This window comes from Streptomyces sp. NBC_00223 (genome assembly GCF_036199905.1).
Taxonomy (GTDB): domain Bacteria; phylum Actinomycetota; class Actinomycetes; order Streptomycetales; family Streptomycetaceae; genus Actinacidiphila.
Map to the genome: position 1 here is coordinate 4314134 of NZ_CP108109.1, position 21698 is coordinate 4335831.

At 69.1% G+C, this 21698-nt stretch carries 21 protein-coding genes, 2 pseudogenes and 2 CRISPR repeat arrays; of the genes and pseudogenes, 16 read left to right on the forward strand and 7 right to left on the reverse strand.

Features of this window, described 5'->3' with window-relative positions; translation table 11 throughout:
• Nucleotides 1-608 precede the first annotated feature (608 nt).
• The gene (locus OHA30_RS18210; RefSeq protein WP_328914913.1) at nucleotides 609-2804 is read left to right on the forward strand and encodes an eCIS core domain-containing protein; all 2196 of its coding nucleotides are present in this window, start codon (nucleotides 609-611) and stop codon (nucleotides 2802-2804) included.
• A 128-nt stretch (nucleotides 2805-2932) separates the two neighbouring features.
• On the opposite strand, the gene OHA30_RS18215 is transcribed toward OHA30_RS18210, so the two are convergent.
• Nucleotides 2933-3565, reverse strand: coding sequence for an NADPH-dependent F420 reductase (locus tag OHA30_RS18215; RefSeq protein WP_328914914.1), 633 nt, complete (start codon nucleotides 3563-3565; stop codon nucleotides 2933-2935).
• A gap of 679 nt (nucleotides 3566-4244) precedes the next feature.
• On the opposite strand from OHA30_RS18215, the gene OHA30_RS34025 reads away from it, so the two are divergent.
• The 3 genes from OHA30_RS34025 to OHA30_RS18230 all read left to right on the forward strand — a co-directional run bounded on the left by OHA30_RS34025 (nucleotide 4245) and on the right by OHA30_RS18230 (nucleotide 6651).
• Nucleotides 4245-4628, forward strand: a complete 384-nt coding sequence (locus tag OHA30_RS34025) for a transposase (RefSeq protein WP_443045102.1) — start codon at nucleotides 4245-4247, stop codon at nucleotides 4626-4628.
• 244 nt (nucleotides 4629-4872) lie between these two features.
• Entirely contained in the window at nucleotides 4873-5598 is a 726-nt protein-coding gene (locus OHA30_RS18220) for a DUF4241 domain-containing protein (protein WP_328914915.1), read from the forward strand.
• A 744-nt stretch (nucleotides 5599-6342) separates the two neighbouring features.
• Entirely contained in the window at nucleotides 6343-6651 is a 309-nt protein-coding gene (locus OHA30_RS18230) for an immunity 53 family protein (RefSeq protein ID WP_328914916.1), read from the forward strand.
• Between the two features lie 2 nt (nucleotides 6652-6653).
• Here OHA30_RS18230 and OHA30_RS18235 read toward each other — a convergent pair.
• Together OHA30_RS18235 and OHA30_RS18240 are read right to left on the reverse strand one after the other, a co-directional pair.
• Nucleotides 6654-6973: pseudogene (locus OHA30_RS18235) on the reverse strand (transposase); the annotation flags it as partial.
• 189 nt (nucleotides 6974-7162) lie between these two features.
• Complete coding sequence (locus tag OHA30_RS18240; protein WP_328914917.1) at nucleotides 7163-7807, reverse strand: dihydrofolate reductase family protein; 645 nt, start codon at nucleotides 7805-7807, stop codon at nucleotides 7163-7165.
• 214 nt (nucleotides 7808-8021) lie between these two features.
• Between OHA30_RS18240 and OHA30_RS18245 the strand changes: the two genes are divergently transcribed.
• The 5 genes and pseudogenes from OHA30_RS18245 (at nucleotide 8022) to tgmC (ending at nucleotide 12487) form a co-directional block, all read left to right on the forward strand.
• Nucleotides 8022-8435 (forward strand): NUDIX hydrolase, encoded by a 414-nt coding sequence (locus OHA30_RS18245; RefSeq protein ID WP_328914918.1) that lies wholly within the window; start codon nucleotides 8022-8024, stop codon nucleotides 8433-8435.
• A 144-nt stretch (nucleotides 8436-8579) separates the two neighbouring features.
• Nucleotides 8580-9317 carry a PA14 domain-containing protein gene (locus OHA30_RS18250; protein ID WP_328914919.1) on the forward strand — a complete coding sequence of 246 codons (738 nt, stop codon included), beginning with the start codon at nucleotides 8580-8582 and terminating at the stop codon, nucleotides 9315-9317.
• Between the two features lie 51 nt (nucleotides 9318-9368).
• Entirely contained in the window at nucleotides 9369-10535 is a 1167-nt protein-coding gene (locus OHA30_RS18255; RefSeq protein WP_328914920.1) for a hypothetical protein, read from the forward strand.
• Between the two features lie 699 nt (nucleotides 10536-11234).
• Nucleotides 11235-11348, forward strand: a pseudogene (locus tag OHA30_RS34030) (ATP-grasp ribosomal peptide maturase); the annotation flags it as partial.
• On the forward strand, nucleotides 11345-12487 hold the full coding sequence (gene tgmC / locus OHA30_RS18260; protein WP_328914921.1) for an ATP-grasp peptide maturase system methyltransferase: 1143 nt from the start codon (nucleotides 11345-11347) through the stop codon (nucleotides 12485-12487). The pseudogene OHA30_RS34030 and the gene tgmC, both read left to right, overlap by 4 nt.
• 259 nt (nucleotides 12488-12746) lie before the next feature.
• Nucleotides 12747-13204: a CRISPR direct-repeat array (repeat unit 30 nt; unit sequence GTGCTCCCCGTACGCGCGGGGATGGTCCCG).
• A 173-nt stretch (nucleotides 13205-13377) separates the two neighbouring features.
• Here the strand turns inward: tgmC and OHA30_RS18265 are convergent.
• The 4 genes from OHA30_RS18265 to OHA30_RS18280 form a co-directional block, all read right to left on the reverse strand.
• Nucleotides 13378-13596: a DUF397 domain-containing protein gene (locus tag OHA30_RS18265; RefSeq protein ID WP_328914922.1), complete on the reverse strand. Its 219-nt coding sequence runs from the start codon at nucleotides 13594-13596 to the stop codon at nucleotides 13378-13380.
• Between the two features lie 682 nt (nucleotides 13597-14278).
• The gene (locus OHA30_RS18270) at nucleotides 14279-14488 is read right to left on the reverse strand and encodes a DUF397 domain-containing protein (RefSeq protein ID WP_328914923.1); all 210 of its coding nucleotides are present in this window, start codon (nucleotides 14486-14488) and stop codon (nucleotides 14279-14281) included.
• Between the two features lie 174 nt (nucleotides 14489-14662).
• Nucleotides 14663-14872: a DUF397 domain-containing protein gene (locus tag OHA30_RS18275; protein WP_328914924.1), complete on the reverse strand. Its 210-nt coding sequence runs from the start codon at nucleotides 14870-14872 to the stop codon at nucleotides 14663-14665.
• Entirely contained in the window at nucleotides 14869-15699 is an 831-nt protein-coding gene (locus tag OHA30_RS18280) for a helix-turn-helix domain-containing protein (RefSeq protein ID WP_328914925.1), read from the reverse strand. The genes OHA30_RS18275 and OHA30_RS18280 overlap by 4 nt, the downstream gene beginning before the upstream one ends.
• A 344-nt stretch (nucleotides 15700-16043) precedes the next feature.
• Here OHA30_RS18280 and OHA30_RS18285 point away from each other — a divergent pair, with 344 nt between their 5' ends.
• The 7 genes from OHA30_RS18285 to OHA30_RS18315 all read left to right on the forward strand — a co-directional run bounded on the left by OHA30_RS18285 (nucleotide 16044) and on the right by OHA30_RS18315 (nucleotide 21612).
• Nucleotides 16044-16493 carry an ATP-binding protein gene (locus OHA30_RS18285; protein WP_328914926.1) on the forward strand — a complete coding sequence of 150 codons (450 nt, stop codon included), beginning with the start codon at nucleotides 16044-16046 and terminating at the stop codon, nucleotides 16491-16493.
• Nucleotides 16480-16614, forward strand: a complete 135-nt coding sequence (locus OHA30_RS18290) for a hypothetical protein (RefSeq protein ID WP_328914927.1) — start codon at nucleotides 16480-16482, stop codon at nucleotides 16612-16614. Before OHA30_RS18285 ends, OHA30_RS18290 begins: the two co-directional genes overlap by 14 nt.
• A gap of 71 nt (nucleotides 16615-16685) precedes the next feature.
• Nucleotides 16686-16994, forward strand: coding sequence for a hypothetical protein (locus tag OHA30_RS18295; RefSeq protein WP_328914928.1), 309 nt, complete (start codon nucleotides 16686-16688; stop codon nucleotides 16992-16994).
• 370 nt (nucleotides 16995-17364) lie between these two features.
• Nucleotides 17365-18117: a helix-turn-helix domain-containing protein gene (locus OHA30_RS18300; protein ID WP_328914929.1), complete on the forward strand. Its 753-nt coding sequence runs from the start codon at nucleotides 17365-17367 to the stop codon at nucleotides 18115-18117.
• A 179-nt stretch (nucleotides 18118-18296) separates the two neighbouring features.
• Nucleotides 18297-18572: a CRISPR direct-repeat array (repeat unit 29 nt; unit sequence GTGCTCCCCGCACGCGCGGGGATGGTCCC).
• Nucleotides 18573-19102: 530 nt separating this feature from the next.
• Nucleotides 19103-19990: a protein kinase domain-containing protein gene (locus tag OHA30_RS18305; protein ID WP_328914930.1), complete on the forward strand. Its 888-nt coding sequence runs from the start codon at nucleotides 19103-19105 to the stop codon at nucleotides 19988-19990.
• Complete coding sequence (locus OHA30_RS18310) at nucleotides 19987-20553, forward strand: GNAT family N-acetyltransferase (RefSeq protein ID WP_328914931.1); 567 nt, start codon at nucleotides 19987-19989, stop codon at nucleotides 20551-20553. Before OHA30_RS18305 ends, OHA30_RS18310 begins: the two co-directional genes overlap by 4 nt.
• Before the next feature lie 546 nt (nucleotides 20554-21099).
• Nucleotides 21100-21612, forward strand: coding sequence for an AAA family ATPase (locus OHA30_RS18315; RefSeq protein ID WP_328914932.1), 513 nt, complete (start codon nucleotides 21100-21102; stop codon nucleotides 21610-21612).
• The last annotated feature ends 86 nt before the right edge of the window (nucleotides 21613-21698 follow it).

Genomic DNA, 21698 nt, shown 5'->3' on the forward strand with positions numbered 1-21698 from the left:
CCTGCGGGCTCCTGTCGGCCATGCTGCGACCGTCCTCGGACCAGCCGTCGGGCCGTGAGAGGAGGTCGGTGAGCAAGCCGCGAGCGGTGTACGAGAGCCGCCGGTCCTGGAGCAGAGCGTTGGGAAGGACGGTGAAGCCGTGCGTCTGGCGGTTACGATGAATGCGCATGGGGAGTGCTAGTCCTTGTGCCGGACCCCGGGGCGTTGGCGCGTCGCCGGGGTCACTCTTGCGGGTCCGTTGATTACGGAACGTGTCGCGCACAGCATACCCAAACCTCGCGGCCGCAAGTGACCGCACGTCAGGTCGGGGGTGCGGGCGCCGCGCGTCACGGTCGCGGGGGACGTTCGTAGCGCGGCGTAACGAAACTTGGTACGCGGTCAACTCCCCATATACGTAAGGGCGTTCACCGGCTCACGCGCGTGCGCCACTCCGGGCGGGACCACCGGGACTGTCCCGACCTTCTGGACCACCGGGGCACCCGGCATCGGCCGACTGCCCGGACGCGCTGCCCCGACTCTGCCCCTCCGCCCCTTGCTGGACACCGCCCGCGGGACACAGCCTCGGCGGGGGAGCGACTCGCCGACGGGGCGGAAGGACAGGACCAGACATGCACGACTGGCAGAAGCGCGGAAGCGAACGGGCCGACCGCGGCCGGACGGGTCCGCGCCCGTCGGCCGGCCGCCGGGCGTCCGCCGCACAGGAGTTGCAACGCACCGTGGGCAACGCGGCGTTCGTACGGATGGTGCAGCGCGAACGTGACCGTGACCGTTCCCGTGACGCGTCCGCGTCTGCGGACGTGGAGGAGAGCGTGGCCAACCGGGAGGGCGCGGTGGCCGGCGCCGTCCACGACGTCCTGCGCCGCCCGGGGCGTCCGCTGGAGGACGGCGTGCGCACGGTGATGGAGGACCGCCTGGGCGCGGACTTCGGCGCCGTACGGGTGCACGACGACACGGCGGCACACCGCTCGGCGCGCGGGATCGGGGCGCTCGCCTACACGTCCGGCGAGCACGTCGTGCTCGGTCGCGGCGGCCGCGGCCCGCACACGCTGGCGCACGAACTCACCCACGTCATCCAGCAGCGTTCCGGACCGGTGGCGGGCAGCCACGAGGTGCGGGACCTCAAGGTCAGCGACCCGTCGGACAGGTTCGAACGCGCGGCGGAGGCGAACGCCACCCGGGCGCTCGCAGGCGTGCAGAGGGCCCCGTCCACGGCGGCCACGTCCCCGGCGACCCCCTCCCGCGCCGCCACGGCGGTGCAGGACGGACCCGCCCCCGTACAGCGCTTGGTCAAGGTCAACACCACGATGTACACCGACGACCCCGCCAGGACCAGGGGCCTGCCGACGGGTTCGGCCGACGAACTGGTGGAGAAGGTGGCGGAGGCCGTCCGCACGTCCGGTGACACGACCCTGTCCCAGGAGTACGAGGACAACAAGGACGAGGTCGCGAAGCAGGCCAGGAAATGGGTCGCCGACCTGGAGGTGGGGCAGCCGGGGCCGAAGAGCAGCGCCACGTTCGGGCGCAAGGCGCAGAACCGCTCCTACCTCGACCACCTGGACCTCGCCCGCGCGCTGGTCGGCTGGGTACTGCACAAGCAGGGCCGGCGGGAAGAGAAGCTCTACGCGCAGCAGCTCCAGGGCGATCCGCAGTTCGCGGCCGACCTCGACTCCGTACTCCGCAAGGTACGCGGCTGGATCGGCCGACTCGGCGACGGGGGCGCGACGTTCGCGGACCCGAACCGGGGCGGCATCGACCTGGACCGGATGATGCGCGAACTCTCCAGGGGCAGGGGTACGGCGATGGGCGGCCCGGAGAACTTCGGGCCCTACCAGCGGCACTTCGACAAGCCGCACGGACAGCACCCGACCGGGTTCGGGGGAGACTTCCTGAAGGTCCTCGACACCCCGGAGGACTACGGCGTCAGGGACAAGATGATCGTCCTGCACGACGTCTACGACTACTTCAAGATCCGCAACGTCGGCCGCAAGGACCCCGAGACGGCGGGCAACGGCGTCTTCCCGGACACCCCGGACGGCGGCCCCGGGAGCCCGTATGTCCAGAACACCCAGGAAATGAACCCGGACGGTACGCGCAAGGCGAGCAGTACGGACCGCGGCTCCAAGACGACCGTGCGCGACGAGAAGGCGCCGTCGACGAAAATGGCCAGGAGCAACCGCATTCCCGTATGGGCCGGCGCGTCGCACACGACCGCGCGGCTGCTGCACCTGGGACGAACGGCCGGCGCCACGCCCGAAGAGCTGAACGCCGTGGCCCTCGGGATCTTCAGCTTCTGGCGCATCGACTACGACCACACCGCGGATCTCGCGGCCCACACCCTTCACGAGGTGCTGGACATCGCCTCCAACTTCGAGGTGCCGTACAACGCGAAGGTGCCACAAGCCGGTTCGAGCAGGTACCCGCAGGTCATGAAGGCCCGGATGGGGCAGGCCAACGACAAGTTCGAGCAGCAGCGCACACCGCTCAAGAACGCCGTCGAGCAACTGGAGAAGGACGTCGACGGCCGTGGCACCGTAAAGCGCCTGTTGAACACCACGCGCAAGAAGGACGCCTCGCGCCTTCTCGCCGGGTACAACGACGCGCTCAACGCGTGCAAGATGCTGCGCAGTCAGGTCGACTCCGCGTCCGGCGCGCAACTCGGCGCTCTCGCACAGGAGTACGCCGCTGCTCTGCGCAGCACGCTGAACCTGTACGACAGGATCTGCGAGTTGGTACGCAACAAGCGGGTGAGTGACACGCTCAGCGAGAACGACCGGGACGCCGTGGGCGCCCGTCGGCTCCCGTAATGACCGGTGGCCGCACGCGGCGTTGGTCGGTTGTACGCCGCGCCTGTCGGTCGTACGCGGCGCCGGTCGGTCGTAGGGCGCGCTGGTCGGTCGTACGTGCTCCCCGTACGCGCGGGGCCGGGGACGCCTCAGGACTGGGGGAGGATCTTGATCGCGCTGGACCACTTCAGGCCGAGCCGGTCCTGAAGCGTCATGTGCAGGAATTGGAAGGCCTCCAACTCCACGGCGCGGCGCAGCGGTCCGGCGTCGACGGGGTGCAGGCCGCCGCTCCTGACGAGTTCGGTGACGGTCGCCTTCGCCGCGTCGTCGTCCGCCGCGAGGAACACGTCCAGGGGCTGCCCGGCCACCTCGCCCTCCACCAGCGTGCTCGCGAAGGTCGTGTTGAACGCCTTGACGAAGCGGGCCCGCGGCGCCTCGGCCGCGACCAGAGTGACGGCGGCCACGCCGGGCGGGGTGACGAGCGAGTCGAAGGTGGAGAAGTCGACGGGGTTGCAGATGTCCACGACGACCTTGTCCGCGAGGGCCTGCGCGTGCTCACGGGCCACGGCCTTCGCCGCCTCGAACGGCAGGGCGAGTACGACGACGTCCGCGCCGTCCAGCGCGTCGAAGTCCGCGCCGCTCGCGCCCTCGCCGAGGTCGGTGGCGAGGGCGTCCGCCTTGGCCCGGTTGTTGTCCACGAGACGGACCCGGTGGCCGCCCGCGAGGGCGCGGGTGGCGATGCCGCGGGCCATGTTGCCCGCGCCGACGATCGTGACGTCCATAGTTGACTCTCCCTGCTGGAAGGGCGTCGGCGCCTGAGCCGAGCCATATGCCCGCGACCGACTTCATCGAGCACGGCGCGAGGACCATCCCGTCCACCGGATACGAGCCCGAGGATCGCTGCCGCCTGGTCCCCCGGCCCGTACCCCACGTCGGCTGCTGCGCTGCTCCGGTGCCGCCATGGTGGGTCGCCCTCCGAAAGGCCGAGGTCAAGACGTTTCCCGAGGACGCGTGCCTCTGCCATCCTGCGGGAGCCTGCGGACGGCCGCATCCGGAACGGTCACTCGGCGTCACCGCGGTCGGGACGGCTCGGGGGCACAGGTCGCGCGGCTTGCGCGGTGTCCGTGCCGGGTCCGGGCCGGAGCCCGACGCGTCCGGATCAACCGCCCGGCGGTCTGCCCCCGATGCTCCGGCCCACTCTCCGCCCCGGCGTCCGGACCTTGGCCGTCGCCGCGCCCCCGCGCGCGGACACCAACCTGACCCCGCGCCACGCCTGCCCCGACCGACAAGCCATAGGCTGCCGACTGGCCGGCCCCAGCGAGGCGCGGAGGTGCGGAGAATAGGTAATTCATCCTGTTCATCGGTATCGGTGGAGTGATGGAGTCGACCACCCTCACCCGGAAACGCCCAGGTCACTTACTGATCGTTGCAAAATGGCATCGGTGTGTCGGTTCGCGTTGGATGATCTTCGTCGGCAGGCTCTGCGGGGTGTCAGCTGATCTTGTACTTAATGAACTGTGGGTGCGTATAGCGCCGTTACTGCCGCCTGGGGCGGCGCACAGGCATCGTCATCCTGGGTGGTTGCGGATGTCCAACCGGGTGGCGCTGACCGGCATCGTCTACGTGCTGCGCAAGGGGGTGGCATGGCGTGATGTCCCAGCCCAGGTGGTGGGTTGTGAGCTTGATCTCGAATGTCCGTCAAAGCGGATCAAGCTCAGGTCCCAGCGCCCCCTTCCCGGGGATGTTCAGGAACACGTGCTCCCCGCGCCCGCGGGGATGGTCCCCCGAACGAGACGAGAGACACCTCGGGATCCGAAGACGTCAAGTAGTGACGGGGACATTTGATCTCCCCACCCTCTGCTCGGGTAGCCTCGCGCGGCTTGATTCTCCGGGCCAACCCGCGCTGACCTGCGGTCTGGCTGCCTACCTCCGCGACCTGCCAGGCGGCATCCGACGCAGTGGCGGCACCAGGGCGAGCTGACCTGGTCGTGGTCGCGTTCCGTGGGTCGATATGCGAGCTGCCGATGTCACTGGGCCCACGTACCGTCTCGGTGGACCGCCCGGCCGGGTGGCGACGGAGGGATGAGACATGGAGTGGATCGGGGACGCTCGGCTGGCGGCTGGGCCGGAGGCCACCTGGTACCTCGAGACGGCGTTTACGCCCGGAGAGCACCTGGGGACGGTGTACGACGATCCGACAACGCCCGTCGTGGTCACGGGGATTGAAGAGTTGACCACCATTCGCATACCCAGCGGCCGTCTTGTCGTGGACGCGCCGTGGCATGACGACGAAACCTGGGAGTACGAGCGAGGACTGCCGACGAGGCCCCCACGGGAGCTGGCCGTGCGAATTCCCCCGGGCACCTACCGGGTGGAGATCGCGTGGACGGCGGGGCCGTACGAATTCTTCGGGGAGCACTTCGACGGCGTTGCGTGCGCCGCGACCCGCTTGTGCATCACGGACGACCCCGTGATCGGGTGGGAGATGGGCCTGGGCGTCGACGAAGATATCGACCGGCTTCAGCCGGGCGCGCAGATCGGCTTTATAGCCGACGCCAATGTGGGCTGCTTCGCCGACGCCGGCGCGTGGACGGCTTTGACCGCGCCGTTTCGCGCGTATGTGGACGGCATGCCGGTGCCGCGCGACTCCGAAAAGCTGCCCGACTGGTGCGAGCGGGTATCCGACGAGTCGCAACAAGCTGATCTGGTCACGTTCACCGCAGAGTTCGGCGGTGTCGTCTGGCTGGGCCGCACCAAGACCGGCGACGTGGCCGCGATCGTCGTAACCAGCGGCATGGCTGATGCCAAGGCCTGACACGGAGCCACCGGGCCGCTGGTCGACGAAGTCCCCCAACTAGTGCCCTGACCTCATTGGTTCACCGGGTTGCGGGTCATGCTGCGAAGGCTAGGGGGCGTCCTCCCCAGCGCATGCTCTTCTCGCTGTGTATTCGGGCGCGTTCTCGTCGCTGGGCTGTGAGGACTTCGGGGTGGCGGGTGTTGGTGTGTTGCGCCAGCGCAGGTATGCCTGCAGTGAGCGGGTCTGGACGGTGTGGTTGGGGTGGTGGGAGTTGGCCAGGGTGAACTGTCGTAAGGCCCCGAAGTGGGCCTCGATCGAGTTCGCCCGGGAGGCATTGGCCGGAGTGAAGCACAGCTCCACCCGTGCGTCTTTGCCCAGACCCGTTGGCGCCCTTGTGGGCGGGCAGGTTGTCCATGATCACGTAGATGGGGGCGCCGTCGGGACGGTCAGCACGGATCGACTTCAGCGCGGCCAGGGATTGCGCGGTGCCCTTGTGGCGGCGGTTGACGCCCCACGGGGTGTCCTCGCCGGCCGCTACGAGCCGGGCGAGGACCGGCACCCGGTTCCCGCCGGCCGACGCCAGCAGCGTCATCGCCCAGCGGTAGCGCACCGTACCGCTGCTGCCCCGGCGCACGACTGCAGTCGTTGCCCCTCCAGGTCGGCCAGTCTGCGTACTCGTACCGGTTCCGCCATCGCTTCTCCCCCGCAGGACGGACCAGTCACGCTCGAACCCGGCACGCGACTTGCCTAGCATCTCCTGCCATGAGCGATTGGGAGCCCCTTCTCGACTGGCTGCAGAACTGGTACACGCAGCAATGCGACGGAGACTGGGAGCACGAGCGGGGTGTGAAGATCGCCACGCTCGACAACCCCGGCTGGACCGTCGAGATCGATCTGGAGGAGACGGACCTGGAAGGAAACGAGTACACCCTCCAGGAGGTCAACCGCAGCACGCAGGACTGGGTTCACACCTGGATCGCCGAGAAGACCTTCCACGCCGCGTACGGCCCCGGAAACCTCACCGAGGCCCTCACACTGTTCCGGACCTGGGCGACCACGACCGCTCCCTGAGCCGGGGCAGAGGTACGTTCTTTCTCGAAGAGGACTCGCCTCTGAAGGCAGTGGAACAGCTGCCTGAGCAGGCGATTGAACAGGTGCCGCTGCGCTTGCGCGTGCCGGTCGCCGATGTCCCGCCGGTGGTGGTAGCGGGCCTGCGCGCCGGGTGATGAGCGCAGTGAGGAGAAGGCCCAGAGGTAGCCGACGTGGTGGAGTCGGTTGTTCTTGACCATGCGGCTTCCGGCGTAGTGTTTCTTGCCGCAGGCGCGGGTGATCGGTGCGGATCCGGCAAGGCCTTCAGACCGCGGGCGTCGGCGAAGCGGTTGCGGTCGTCGCCGGTCCGTACAGACGTTCCTCGCCAGACAGCCCGGAAGCCCAGCTACGGCTTCCGGAACCCCTTCACTACGAATTAGGGCGATCCTCAGTATGGCGCTCCCCGCGCCCACGGGGATGGTCCCGGCCCGGTCCGCCGAGCAGGCCGCCTACGCCTCTGCTCCCGGCCGACCGGGACAGGCCCGGGGGCGGGTTACTTGCGCCAGAACAGGTGGTGCGTCACCCCGCTCGGGCTGGGCACGACATCCAGGTGGAACCGGTCGCGCAGCTCGTCGGGGGAGTCCCAGAGCCGTAGCCCGGACCCGAGCTTCACCGGCGAGACCGCCACATGCAGAGTGTCGACGAGGTCGGCGTCGAGAAATTCGCGGACCGTGGTCACCCCGCCGCCGAGGCGGACGTCCTTGCCCTGCGCCGCCTCCCGGGCCTGCTCCAGGACCGTGGCAGGGTCGCCGTCGACGAAGTGGAACGTGGTGTCGGAAAGCGTGATCGAAGGACGCTTGTGGTGGGTCAGGACGAACACCGGCGTGTGGAACGGAGGTTCGTCACCCCACCAGCCCTGCCACTCGTAGTCGTGCCAGGGCCCGCGCTGGGGTCCGAACTTGTTGCGGCCCATGATCTCGGCGCCGATGTTGTGTGCGAAGTCCCGCGTGAGGTAGTCGTCCAGGCCCCGGCTCCCCCCGGGATCGGTGCGCATGGGCCAGCTCGCCGTGGCGCCGGCCCAAGCGAACAGCCTCTCGGGATCGACATGACCGAACGGTCTCTCAAGGCTCTGGTCCTCACCGGCACCGATTCCGTCACTTGAGACGGTGAAGTTCTGGACTCGTAGTAGCTGAGGCACGCGTTCCTCCTGTGATGGGACGACAACGGTCGTGAGACTCCCCGGGCCGGGAAAACTCATCGCCGCGCCCGCGACCGGTCAGGAATGGGCCCCTCAGTGTACGGATATGTGAGGTTTGTACGGCCTGCGTAGGCTCGTGCGACGCGGTGGCGCCACGCGTCCCCAGCGCGGACACGATCTCACCACCGGTGATCGCAGCATTGGAGGACCCATCATGACCGACCAGCCCGCTGACGAGCCCCCTGGCATCTCGGCCGCGATCATCGCCCACAATGGCCGTGTCCTGATGGTGCGACGGCGTGTTGCGGAGGGGCAACTCTCCTGGCAGTTCCCGGCCGGGGCGATCGAGCCGGGGGAGTCACCGGAGGACGCGGCTGTTCGCGAAACGCTTGAGGAGACAGGACTCACTGTCGCGGCGGTCAGGCTTCTGGGACAGCGTATTCACCCGAAGACGCATCGCATGATGTCGTACACAGCCTGCGATGTCGTGTCGGGGACCGCACATGTCGCTGATGACGAGGAACTGGCGGAGCTGGCCTGGTGCGCGCACGCCGAGATCGCGGAGTACGTCCCCTACGGGCTCTTTCCGCCCGTACAGGATTACCTCGACCAAGTGCTCGCCCGATGAGTCCGGTCCGCGTCCGGCCGACCGGACGCCCCCCGGGGCTGGTCACCCCCGACGAGGCCGGCGCCGAACTCACGTCTTGTCAGTGTTGGTAAGAAATCAATACGGTAATCATATGAATTGATCAAAACCGGCATGAAGGACCGCATGAAACCAGCAAGGAACACCGTGGTGGCCTCCGCCGCCGTACTCGCGACGGTGGGCGGCCTGCTCACCGCCTCCGCCTCTGCCTCCGCCTATGCCGCGACGGCCTGCGCCTCCCCGCTCTTCACGCGCCAGTTCTTCGCCAACACCGCGTTATCGGGCGCGCCCAAGAAGAAGGACTGCGCCGGCTCCGTCAACCAGACCTGGACCGGCGCGCCGGCCCGCGGCCTGCCCAAGGACAACTTCGGTGTCCGCTGGACCGTCACCCGCGACTTCGGCTCCGGCGGGCCCTTCGCTCTCGCCGCCGAGGCGCGCGGCGGCATCCGCGTCTACCTCGACGGCAGCCGCAAGATCGACCTCTGGAAGAAGACCTCCGCGACCCAGAAGAAGACCGTCAACGTCACCGTCCCCAAGGGCAAGCACACCCTGCGGATCGACTACGTGAACCGGACCGGGACGGCGAAGGCCAAGTTCACCTACACCCCGCGCACGTCGAGCAGCGTCGACAAGGTCAAGCCCCTCGCCCCCACCGGCCTCGCCGCGACGTACGACAAGGCCACGGGCAAGACGAAGCTCACCTGGGCGAAGAACAAGGAGATGGATCTCGCCGGGTACCGCGTCTACCGGCGCGGCCAGAACGGCTCCTTCCCCGCCAAGCCCCTCGCCACCACGGCATCCACGTCGTACAGCGGCACCCTGTCGCCCACCGGCGAGACGTACTTCTACCAGGTCCGCGCGTAGGACAAGGCGGGCAACGAGTCGCCGGGCAGCACCGCCAAGAGCGTCGTCACCGTGGACCGGACGCCCCCGGCCCCGCCGGCATCGGTCAGCGCCACCGTGGTCCGTGGAGGCGTGCAGGTCAGCTGGGCGGCAGTGAGCGACGCGCAGTACTACCGCATACTGCGTTCGGACACGCCGGACGGCAGCTACAAGGCCGTCCACGGCCTGTGGGGCCCAATCTCGTACCTGGACGACAGTGCCGACGTCAAGCAGCAGTGGTACTACAGAATTATCGCTCGCGACGCGGCAGGCAACGAGTCCCAGCCGTCGGCCGCGGGTACCACGGGCGCACCCCGCATCACCCCGCCCGCGCCGGTCACCAACCTCACATGGGTCGGCAGCACCGCGGGCAACTCCCTGTTCTGGCAGCCGTCCAGCTCTCCCGAAACCGATCACTACGAGATGTTCCACGGGCCTGCCGGCGAACATAAGGACAGCCCTCCGACCATCGTCTTCGGCACGTCCTACAACGACGCGGACGCCGGGTCCGGTATCGAGTACGTGTACCGCGTGCAGGCCGTGGACGTGTACGGGAACGCCTCTCCGACCGTCACCGCGCTCGTCACCCGGCCTGCCCCTGCCGCCGTGCTGGTGCCCGTGACCACCGGGGGCGCGGCCTTCGACGACGGCAACGCCGTGTACTTCAAGCCTCCGACGGGCACCAGCGAGAAGGCCGTCAGCGGCTACCGCCTCTACCGGAGCACTGATCCGATCGGCGGTTGGACCGTCGTCGCCCTGGTCCAGCGGGGAGCCGGGGGTGCCGTCGACCCGACCGCGCCGGCCGGCCGCTCCTACTACTACGTCATAGCGCTGGACCTCCAGGGCCGGGAGGGCGCGCCCTCCGAGGCAATCCCGGTCGACCGGACGGCACCGGCCCGGCCGACGCACGCGAGCCCGCCGCAGCTCACCATAGTCAAGGAGGGCAGCCCGATCGCCGGCGAGATCGTCGTGGACGTGAAGCCCGCCGAGGCCGACAAGGACCGCGATATCACCGGATACCAGTGGGAGTTCGTCGGCAGCTGCGGCCTTTCCGGGAAGCAGACGCTCCAGGGTAGGACCGGCACGTTCTCCTGGCAGCCCACCGGCTTCGACAACCAATGCCGGCTACAGGTCGCCGCGATCGACCGGGACGAGGGCGTCAGCCTCTACCCCACCACGCTGTACTTCAAGGTCGGCTGACCTCCGGCCCCGCGACCGCGTGATCCCGGCCCCGACGCGGGCCTGGCCACCTGGGGCGAGCCCCGCCCTGCGACCGACCGCAGGGCGGGGCTCGCCCGTGGAAGTACCCCTGCTCCTCCGGCTGGATGAATGCGGCACCACGACCGAGCGCTCCTCTCCGGCCGGCGCGACGATCGCTGCCTGCCCGGTTGCGGCCAGCCTCGGTCTCGCGCGCATCAAAGTAAGCGCCTGTGACAATGGCCGCGGCGGGGGAGGGCCGGCCGTCCGTCGGGGATACGGGGGTACGGGGGTACGATCCCGCGCCGCCGTCGCGGTCATGGCGGCTCTGGAGCGCGCGCCTCATCTGCTGGACGCTCGCCGTGACCAAAGCGCTGCTGCTGCTTGGCCTGGCGGCAAGGCATGGGCTGACGGGGCCGGTTGGCTTACGGGCGGAGTAGAAGGTGCGGAGGGTGGGTGTGGGTGATTCATCCTGTACGTCGGGTTCGGCGAAAGTGGTGGAATCCGGCACTCTCATGCGGTAAACGCCCTGGTCATCTAGCGTGCTCCCCGCACGCACGGGGATGGTCCTTGACCCGTACGGTTGATGGCTGCCACAGGCAGGTGCTCCCCGCACGCGCGGGGATGGTCCCGGTGCGTCGGCGCGGCGGCGCTGGGCCAGCCAGTGCTCCCCGCACGCGTGGGGATGGTCCCGACTTCCTCTGGTACTTCCTGGAGTGCAACCCGAACGGCCAATGGGCATGGCAGCCGGCGGAGACCACCGCGGCGATCGCCCACGCCATCGCCGACCAGTTGGAGAAAGGCCCCAACACGTGAGCACATCAGCTCGGCTCCGCAACGCTCTGGCGGACGGACTCGCCGAGGCCGGCATCCTTACGGAGCCCGAGTGGATCAGCGCTGTCAGAAGGGTTCCCCGCGAGTTGTTCGTGGGGTCCTACTTCGCTCCGGTGGCGGGCAGTGTGCCGACCGGCTACCGCGTTGTTCGCGAGGGCGGTCCCGGGTGGCTGGAGGGGGTCTACTCCGACCAAACGCTGATCACGCAACTCGACGGCCGTATCCGGCCCGACGACGTGACCGAGTCTGCCGTGGCCGGCTCCCCGTCATCGTCGTCCACCCTGCCGTCGCTGGTGCTGCGCATGTGGCACCAGCTCGACACCGAGGCCGGGCACCGAGTGTTGGAGATCGGCACGGGCACCGGCTACTCGACCGCCCTCGGCGCGCACCGGCTCGGGGACGCCAACCTCACCAGCATCGAGTACGACCCGGCGGTAGGCGCGGCTGCGGCTGCGGCACTCAAAGCGGCCGGTTCCGCTCCCCGGCTGATCATCGGCGACGGGCTTCGTGGTGATCCAGGCGGGGGCCGGTACGACCGGATCATCGCCACGTGCTCGGTCCGGTACATCCCGCTCCCCTGGCTGCACCAGGTGAAGCCGGGCGGAAAGATCCTGGTCACGCTGTCCGGGTGGAGCTACGCCAACGCCCTTGCGCTGCTCACCGTGCACGGTCCGGGGGAGGCCACGGGCCAGTTTCTGCCCGGCTATACGAGCTTTATGATCGCCCGCCCCCATGACCGGCCGCCCCGCCCGACGTTGGCCCTGCTGCCGGGGGAGGAGCGGCCGAGCCGAATCGACCCCGCGAAACTCGATACGTGGACGGGTGGGTGGGTCGCGCAGCTCGCGGTTCCCGCGGCCGAACGGATGGGGGCGGGGGCGGAACAGATCCTCTGGGACGTGTCCACCGGCTCGCAGGCCCGGACGGCACCCGACCCCAGTGGTGGGTGGACCGTCGTACAGCGCGGGCCGGAACGGCTGTGGGACCGGGTCGAACGGGCGGTGCGGAGTTGGCAGGCCGCTGGCGAACCTCACCAGGAGGGATTCGGCATCACGGTTTCGGCCGCCCGCCAACGGGTGTGGTTGGGCACGGAGGCCGGGCCGGGCTGGGACTTGCCGATTTGACGTACGTCGGCCGGGACTTGAGGGCGCGGGCGGCGGCGTACGTCGCCGGTGAAGCGCCCGCACGGGGAGCGCGTCGCGCGAACGCTGTACGAAGTTCGCGTTGCGCTTGTCGGGGACGCGAGCCATAGGCTGGCAGCCGGTTGGGTCTGGGCGGGGGCGTGGAGGTGCGCGGGGTATACGTAGTTCGCCCTGTACGTCGGCTTCTGCGGAAGTGATGGAATCCGGCACTCCCACGCGGTAAACGCCCTGGTCATCTAGGGTGCTCCCCGTACGCGCGGGGATGGTCCCGGTGACCCCGACCAGCCAGAAGATGAAGTTGGGTGCTCCCCGTACGCGCGGGGATGGTCCACAGGGTGCCGTCAACGGAACGAATGCCCTGCTGTGCTCCCCGTACGCGCGGGGATGGTCCCGTCGGTTCGGCGACCGTCGGCATCGCCTCGACGTGCTCCCCGTACGCGCGGGGATGGTCCCGACTTCTCCGGGCGGCGCCTGGAAGAGGAAGGGTGCTCCCCGTACGCGCGGGGATGGTCCCGTCACCGTCAGCGGGTCCAGCGGCGGCCCCTAGTGCTCCCCGTACGCGCGGGGATGGTCCCGCCCTCCAGGCCGCCTGGGACCACAGCAACGGGTGCTCCCCGCACGTGCGGGGATGGTCCCTGACCCTGGGCCTGCTCGGACTTCCGGGACCCGTGCTCCCCGCACGTGCGGGGATGGTCCGAGGGCGTCGCAGACGGCTGCTCACCATGGGCGGTGCTCTCCGTACCCGCAGGAATGGGCTTGCCGAAATCTGGGGGCGCGGAGTTGGGCGGTGTGGGCGCCGGCGGGCGGACGCGTTCGCTGGCGCGGAAGACCCCCACCACGTTGGGAACGCGTGTTGGGGTCTCGGTTGGGTTTCAGGCGGTGCCGAACTCGCCTGCTTTGACGCTCGCTACGAAGGTGGCGAATGCGTTGGCGGGGAAGTTCAGGACCGGGCCGCTCGGGTCCTTGGAGTCGCGTACGGGGACGATGCCGCGCGAGGCGACGAGGTTGGCGGCGACCTCCACGCAGTTACCGCCGTTGTCGCTGTGGCTCGACTTGTACCAGGTTGCGCCGGACAGGTCAGTGGCGATCACGGGTGCTGTTCCTTTCTCGTCTTGCGAGTGGACCCAGGGTGGTGGCGCGCGTAGGCCGTCATCTGTTTGAAGAGCCGGTATCAGGAGTGTTCCGCGCGGACAGTGTGCGTACTCTGCACTGCGCTGACCTGGCCGAGACTCGTAGGCTGACGGCTGGTTGGGGCTCAGGCAGGGGGTGGGGAGGTGCTGGTTGGGCGGTTTGCCCTGTACGTCGGCCTCTGCGGAAGTGATGAAATCCGGCACTCTCGCCTGGCGAACGCCCTGGTCAGTTAGTGTGCTCCCCGCGCGAGCGGGGATAGTCCCCAGGCCAGGGCCTCGGGGTAGGACTCCGACATGTGCTCCCCGCGCGAGCGGGGATGGTCCCAGCACGACCGCGAGCACGTCCCCGGGAACCTCGTGCCTCCCCGCGCGAGCGGGGATGGTCCCACGCCGGGGTGGAAGGTGGTGCCGTAGCTGTCGTGCTCCCCGCAGCCACGGGGATGGCCCCAGGCCCTGCTTCTGGGCGGCGGTGAGGGCCCCCAGCGCCTGCGGGGGTGGTCCGGGACCGCAGCCAGCGCCGGGCTGCCAGGCCATGTGTTCCCCGCACGCGCGGGGTGGGGGTGCGGGGTTGTGTGCGCGGGCACCGGCCGGGGGAAGGAGAGACCCCACTACGCCAAGTCGTGTGGTGGGGTCCCGCTGGGTTTCAGGCGGTGCCGAACTCGCCTGCCGTGACGCCCGCCACGAAGGCGGTGAACGCGTCGGTGGGGAAGTTCAGGACCGGGCCGCTCGGGTCCTTGGAGTCACGGACGGGGACGATGCCGCGCGAGGCGACGAGGTTGGCGGCGACCTCGATGCACTGGCCGCCGTTGTCGCTGTACGAGGACGTGAACCAACGCGGGGTTTCGGACGTCACGGTGTGCCCTTTCGCAGCCGGCTGATCACGGCCAGGAGCCTGTCTGAGAGGTGGCTCCGGCCAGGTAACTAGTGACCGGCCGTCAGTATGGGCATGCCGCTGGACAAAGCGGGAGACCCCATCACGCCAAGAGCACGTGATGGGGTCCCTGGGGCACTCGCTGTGGTCGCGGCATCAGACGGTGCCGAACTCACCTGCCTTGACCGCCTCGACGAAGGCGGCGAAACCTGCGGCCGGGAAAATCAGCGCAGGCCCGTCGGGGACTTTGCTGTCGCGGACCGGGATGACCCCGGGGAAGTCGGACGAGATCTCAACGCAGGAACCGCCGTTGCCGCTGTGGCTCGACTTGAACCAGGTTGCGCCGGACAGGTCTATGTCGGTCATGGGTGCTGTTCCTCTCGTGCCTTACGAATGAATTCGAGGGTTGCGGCTCTCGGAAGTGCCTCCACCTGCAACCGATCGTAGGCCCTCTCCCAGGCCCGTACGGTCTCGTCATCCCGCACCACGTAGCCCTGTTCCACCGACTCGGTGTAGCCGACCACCGACCGGTCGGCAAAGGTCAGCAGAGTGAGGAAGGCCCTGAAGGGTGCATGCTCGGCCATGGTGAAGGGCGCTACTTGGAGGGTCACATAGGGCCGGGATGCCATCTCGGCCAGATGATCAAGCTGCGTTCGCATGATCGCAGCTCCGCCCACCGGCCGACGGATGACGCTCTCGTCCATGATGGCGTGAATCAACGGCGGCGCGGCCCGTTTGAGGAGCCGTTGCCGGGCAGCCACGAACTGTACGCGTTCCTCGGCCTGCTCTGCCGTCACTCCACCTCGCAACACCGCTGCCGCCTCAAGTGCGCGGGCATACGCGGGAGTCTGGAGAAGACCCGGGACCATGTTCGGCTCGAAGATCCTGATCTCGGCCGCACGCGCCTCCTGCGAAGCGTGCTCCGGGAATCCGTCGATGAAGCCCTGGCGGCGGAGTCCGATCCACATCAGTTCGAGCGTCTGGCCGGTGCCCAGAGTCTTGTCGGCAGCTCTTGCGAACTTGCGCGCAGGCGATTTGCGCGCGACTTCTACGGCGGAGATGTACGTGTTCGTGTACCCCATCCGTTCGCCCAGCTGACCTTGCGTCAGTCCCGCAGCCTCACGTGAGGTGCGAAGTTGTGATCCGAAGGCATGGTGTGGGGACTTTGTTGGATCAAGTGTTCGACGATTCAAGCGCCCTCCCTCTATTTGCACTTTCGCCAGAGACCAGTTGAACAATCCCTGACTGTAGGCCACATTGAGGGCTCCCGGTAGTGGTTTCACTACGGAGAGGAACGGGCGGTGCCCCGAAAGCCACGGTTGGCGACGTGGTCGAGGAGTCCGTAAGTGCCTCAACTGCGCGCCCCGGTGGGCTTGTTCGCCGTTCGCCGTGACGTACGGGATGTCGGTTCGGCGGCCGGAGGAAGCACGAATTTCTTGCGGTCCGGGGCCGGCGGAAATGGGCGGACGACCTGCCCGACGGACGTCGGGCCCGCGGACTGTGAGCACAGCGATGCACCGAGAGTGAGGTCCAGCCCATGGCAGCTTCAGTAACCGCCCATCCCGAGCCGCTGGTTGTGATGCGGTGGGCCAGTGAGCCGTTGTCGGTCGGGCGGGCGCGTTCTTCTCTGCGGAGGGTGTTGGAGCGCTGGGAGCTGGGTGCTCTGGTGTCGGCCGCCGAGTTGGTGCTTTCGGAGTTGTTCACCAACGCGATCCAGCACTGCGAGGTCGAGGACCGTTACGTCGAGACGCGGTTTGCGCGGGAGGCGGGTGGTGTGCGGATTGAGGTGCATGACGCCGGCGAGCGGATGCCCGTGCAGCACGCGGCGGGTGAGGACGAGGAGAGCGGGCGGGGGTTGTTCCTGGTTGCGGCGGTGGTCGGGCCGGACGGCTGGGGTGTCAGCGAGCGCGAGGGCGTGGGCAAGCGGGTCTGGGCGCGGGTGACGGTGGCGTGCTGCGGGGAGGCGGGGGCCGGTGTCCAGGTCTGAACGCCGGGGCCGTTCCCCGGGCGGTGCGCGGGCGTGGCTCGGGTATCACATCGAGACGATCTGGCTGCTGGGGCTCCTCACCAGTGCGGTGGTGCTCGGCGCGCTGGTGGTGAAGCTGTGACCGGCCTGCACTGGCACACGTCGGTGTCGACAGGGACGGCCCGGCCCTTGGCGGTGTCTGCGGTTTCTCCGTTGGTGGTGCGGGAGTGGGTGTTCCGGCCGCGGGGTGTGTATGCGGCGACGTTCGACCGGCCCGAGGACGCGTTGTCCTGGCTCGGCGTGACGCTGGACGGTATCGCGCCCATGCCCGGGGATCTGTCGCCGGACGACCGGATCGCCTACGCCCGCGAACACCTCGCCCTCCACCCGGCGGACTCCACGAGCCCGCTGTACTCCGCCAGCGGCTATCTCGTGCAGGACCTGGTCGCGTGCCGGGTCGACCACGAGGTCTTTCGGAGTTCCTTGCCGGTGCGGGAGAAGAGGTTCGCCCCGCACGGGTGAGGGGGTCTGATTCCGGCTTGACTCTGCGCTCACCGACTGCGAGCGCATTGCGGACAGACCCACACGGTGGGGGCTGCACGTCCGGACGTGCAGCCCCCACCACCCCAGACCACCCCAGACCCCTCGGTCCCGACCCCTTTCACGCGGGACCGAGGCCGGTGAAGGACTCCCCGACCGGATGCCGGCAGGCGCGGGGGGCCGCACGGCCGGGTCCACCCCCGTGCAGGCCCCTACTGCCACACGCGCCCGCGCCCGGTCCTCCGCCTGGCGCCACAGGCGGGGTCAGCGGGACACCTTCACCCCCGGGGGTCACGCCGGACACAGACGGCGTGACCCCCACCCCCACTTCGTTCGAGAGGACCGTCCGGTCATGACCCGCACCCGCCTGCGTACCCGGCCCCGCACGCTGCATCAGGAACCCGGGGCCGTGACCTGGGCCCGTGAGAAGGCCGGACTGACCAAACGCGCCCTCGCCCAGGAGATCGGGATCTCCGAAGTGCTCATGGGAGAGATCGAATCCGGCTGGCGCAGCGCCACCCCCGCCAACCTCACCAGAATCGCCGCAGCCCTCAACTGCCCTCTGGTCGTCCTCGAACGCGCACGCGCAACCGCCACGGCACAGCACCCGACCACCGCGGACCCCATGACCACGCCGCCCACCACCGGACAGGCCGAGACCCCCGCCGGAACCTGGACCCTCACCACGACCAACGGCTTCACCGCCACCGGTCACCTGCCCGGCTGGGCCGAGGAGGACCCGAGCGAGACCGGCGTACCGCTCGACCGGCTGTCCGCGCAGCTCGCCGACATCACCCACCGCGCCCCCTTCGACGGCCTGTGCGTCCAGGCCGTCCACGGCGCCGGCCCCGCCGAACCCAACGAAATCCTCAGCGGCACCATCGAATGCGTCCCCTACGCCGACCACCCCGAACCCAACACCCCCGTCGTCAACCTCCGCATCATCGACGACCACTGGATCACCAGCCTCGGCCCCGTCGAACTGGCCCACCTCGCCACCGCGTTACGCACCCACGCAGACCACCTCGACCACCACGTCGCCCCTGCTCTCACCGCAGCCCGCAACGACTGGACCACCCACCACCCGCCGCGAAGCAACGAGTAACGGCACGCAGGACCAAGGCCCCTGCGAACTCCCCGCCGCCCGTCGGGACGGCAAACCGTAGGCTGACGGGAACGGTTGACGTGGAGATGCGGGGGATAGGAGATTCGTTCCGTACGTCGGTTTCGGTGAAAGTGGTGGAATCCGCCATCCGCATCCAGTAAACGCCCTGGTCATCTAGGGTGCTCCCCGCACGCGCGGGGATGGTCCCGGCTTCGGGCCCTCAATCCTCACCAGCAGTAGGGTGCTCCCCGCACGCGCGGGGATGGTCCCCCGGACCGTACGACCGTCGGACAGCTTGACCGTGTGCTCCCCGCACGCGCGGGGATGGTCCCGACAGCGTCCAGCACATCGGCAAGGCCATGGGGTGCTCCCCGCACGCGCGGGGATGGTCCCACGCCGGCCAGCGCCGAACCCTTGATCATCGCGTGCTCCCCGCACACGCGGGGATGGTCCCCTGGGGTCGTCCCCGGCCGCCGCGGTGCCCTGGTGCTGGATGGTCCCACCGGCTACTACGCAGCCACGGACGGGCGCCGCGAATTCCTCCACCGCATGGTGTGGCAGGACGGTGCTCCCCGCACACGCGGGGATGGTCCCCGACGGCCTCGCGTACATGCTGGACCTACAGGACCTACAGGACCTACAGGACCTGCTCCGTGCTCCCCGCACACGCGGGGATGGTCCCGGCTTGAAACTGGCCGGAATTCGGCGTGAATGGTGCTCCCCGCACACTCGGGGTTGGGCCCTCCTATGGGCCCGTGGGGCTGATGGTCGGCAAGTTCGCTGCGGGGGAGGATCGCACCGACCACACGGGCCGGAGCATCCCGCCACCACCGGTTTCGTTCCTCCCGGTACGCGTCGCTGTCCGGCCCCGTGACGGGCGGTTCCTGCGACGCACTCCGAACCTGGCGGAGGCCGTGGCGTCCGCCAGGGACGACGGTCGCGACGTGTTCAGCCATATCGGGCACGACTGGAAGGACATCAGACTGTGGGCGCAGCACCTCCCGTCGAGGCAGTAGCAGCTCTGGAGCAGTTGTTGGGTCCGGTCACCTGCGATCCGCTCAGTGATCGGCGAGGCTCCCGCGCGTGGAAGGTCATTGGCTCCCGGGGCACTGCGGCGTTGAAGGCCAACAACCCCGAGGCCGTATCCGGACGTGACAAGGCCGCGGAGATGGCCCAGGAGGACCGGCACCTGCTCGCCCTCGCCGACGCGGGCGCCCTCAGCCCCGGCTACCGGGTCGATGCCGGCGCATGGGAGGGCGGCCGGTGGCTGGCGGTCCGTTGGATCGAGGGAACCCCCCTGTGGAACTCCATGGCCCCGGCACGCGGCCCCGAGGACGATCAGCCCTCGGTGCGGTCCCGGCTTCTGGGCATCGCCCGAACCTGGGCGGGGCAGCTTGAAGGGCTGCACGCCGCCGGTTGGGCCCACGCCGACGTGCAGCCCACCAACACCCTCGTCACCGCCGACGACCGTGCCGCCATCTTCGACTTTGCCTTGTCGTGCGGGCCCGAGATGACTGGTCGTCTTCCGTACCGGGGCGCCTTGACCCACACCACCGCCCCCGAGATCGCCGACGCCCTCCTGACCACCCCCGCAGACACCCACATCCAGGCACGACCACCGGCCGACATCTGGGGACTGGGCGCATCTATGTTCTGGTGCTGGACCGGACACCGCCCCGTGCCCTACGCCGACGACACCCCGCGGACGGACAAGCTAAGGGCCATCGCCGCCGGACGGCGCCTCCCATTCGATGACGCCCGGCCGTGGTCCTTCCCCGTTTTCGAGGAGATCATCACCGCGTGCATGGCACCGGACGCCGACGAGAGGCCCACCGCCGCCGACCTGGTCACCCTCATCGAGGAGATCCAGTGATCACGCTGCGGGACCTGGTCCCCGGCGACGTCTTGGCCGTGCAGAGGATCTACAGTGGCGCTTCCGTCACCTTCACTCGCGGCCACCCCATGACCATCGGGGAGGCCACCGCCTACGTCACCACCGCCATCACCCAGGCTCGGGTGAGCCCCCGCGAACGGTGGTGCTTCGGTGTCACAGCCGCTGATGACCTGGTCGGGGTGATCAAGTTCCGGGACCGTGGCGCTGGTCACGCCACCTTGAGCTACATCTTGAGTGAAGACAATTGGGGGCGTGGGTATGCTACCGCCGCCGTCCGGCAGGTCATCGCATACACGTTCACCGCCACCCACTTGGACCGGCTGAGCGCCAAGCATCACCCCGACAACCCCGCCTCCGGTCGCGTGCTGGCCAAGGCCGGGTTCACCCGCACCACCGTCTTCCAGGGGCGGGTGGACGGTGCACCGGTGACCTACCCGGTCTACGAGATCCACCGCACCCGGATGGGGTGCGCCCACACCCGCCCGATCACCGGTGGGGACGCTCCCGAACTCGTCGGCGGCGACTCCGCCGACGGCGGCTGACAGCTCAACCGCCAAAGGCCACGACACCACAGCCCTGAGCGGGCTGCATGGGACGGGCCGCTCGGTGCTGGCCGGAACAGCCGTTGTGAGCGGCAGACATTTGCCCCGGCCGCGGCGCGCTACGTCGAGTGGGCGAGCGGCCCCGGCGTGACGCAGTACGCCTGCCCAGGCCGCGCGCCGCACCTCACCCCCGGACCCATCCCGGCAGAGACCAGCCCGCCGAAGCGCGGTTGACGCACTGCCGACCGCCGGCCCCTCCGGACGCTCCGGGCGGGTCTCCGTCGGCCCAGGCGAGGCGGGACCGATCGGCGCAAGTCACCGGTCGGCGGAGGTGGTTGGCTTGCGTACGGGTCGAGGGGCGGCGGATGGGTGATTCATTCCGTACGTCGGTTTCGGTGAAAGTGGTGGAATCCGCCATCCGCATCCAGTAAACGCCCTGGTCATCTAGGGTGCTCCCCGTACGCGCGGGGATGGGCCATACGTCGAGATCCGGGACCGGTGGGTGGGGTCGTGCTGCGCGCGCTCGTGGCGTGCGAGGGTGGCGTTATGTTGATCGTGATGGCCGGGCTGGCCGGGGCCGGGAAGAGTTCGGTCGCCGTGGGGTTGGGGCGGAAGCTGGCCGCTCCGGTCGTCTCCGTCGACCCGATCGAGGCGGCGATGTGGCGTGCCGGGGTGGGCCGTGGTGAACCCACCGGCCTCGCCGCGTATGTCGTGACCGAAACCGTGGCGGACGGTGTGCTCGCCCTGGGGCAGACGGTGATCGTCGATGCGGTCAACGCCGTGGAGGCAGCGCGCGGGCAGTGGCGGTCGCTGGCAAAACGTCATCGCGTACCGCTGGCGTTCATCGAGGTCGTGTGTTCGGATCCGGCGGCACATCGGCGGCGGTTGGAAGGCCGGTCGCGCGGGATCGAGGGCTTCGTGGAGCCGACGTGGGAGGCGGTCGAGCGGCAGCGGGAGGCGTTCGCTCCGTGGGCCGATCACCGGTTGGTGCTGGATTCGGTGGTCGACCTTTCGTCCAACGTGGCGACGGCTCTTGAGTTCGTGGCCGCGACATCCTGATTCCTCGTCCGCGGAAGACGCTGTTGACCTCCGTGCACCAGTCAGACACCATCGCGGAGCTGGCGAGTCCAGTCCCCGAGGGGCGC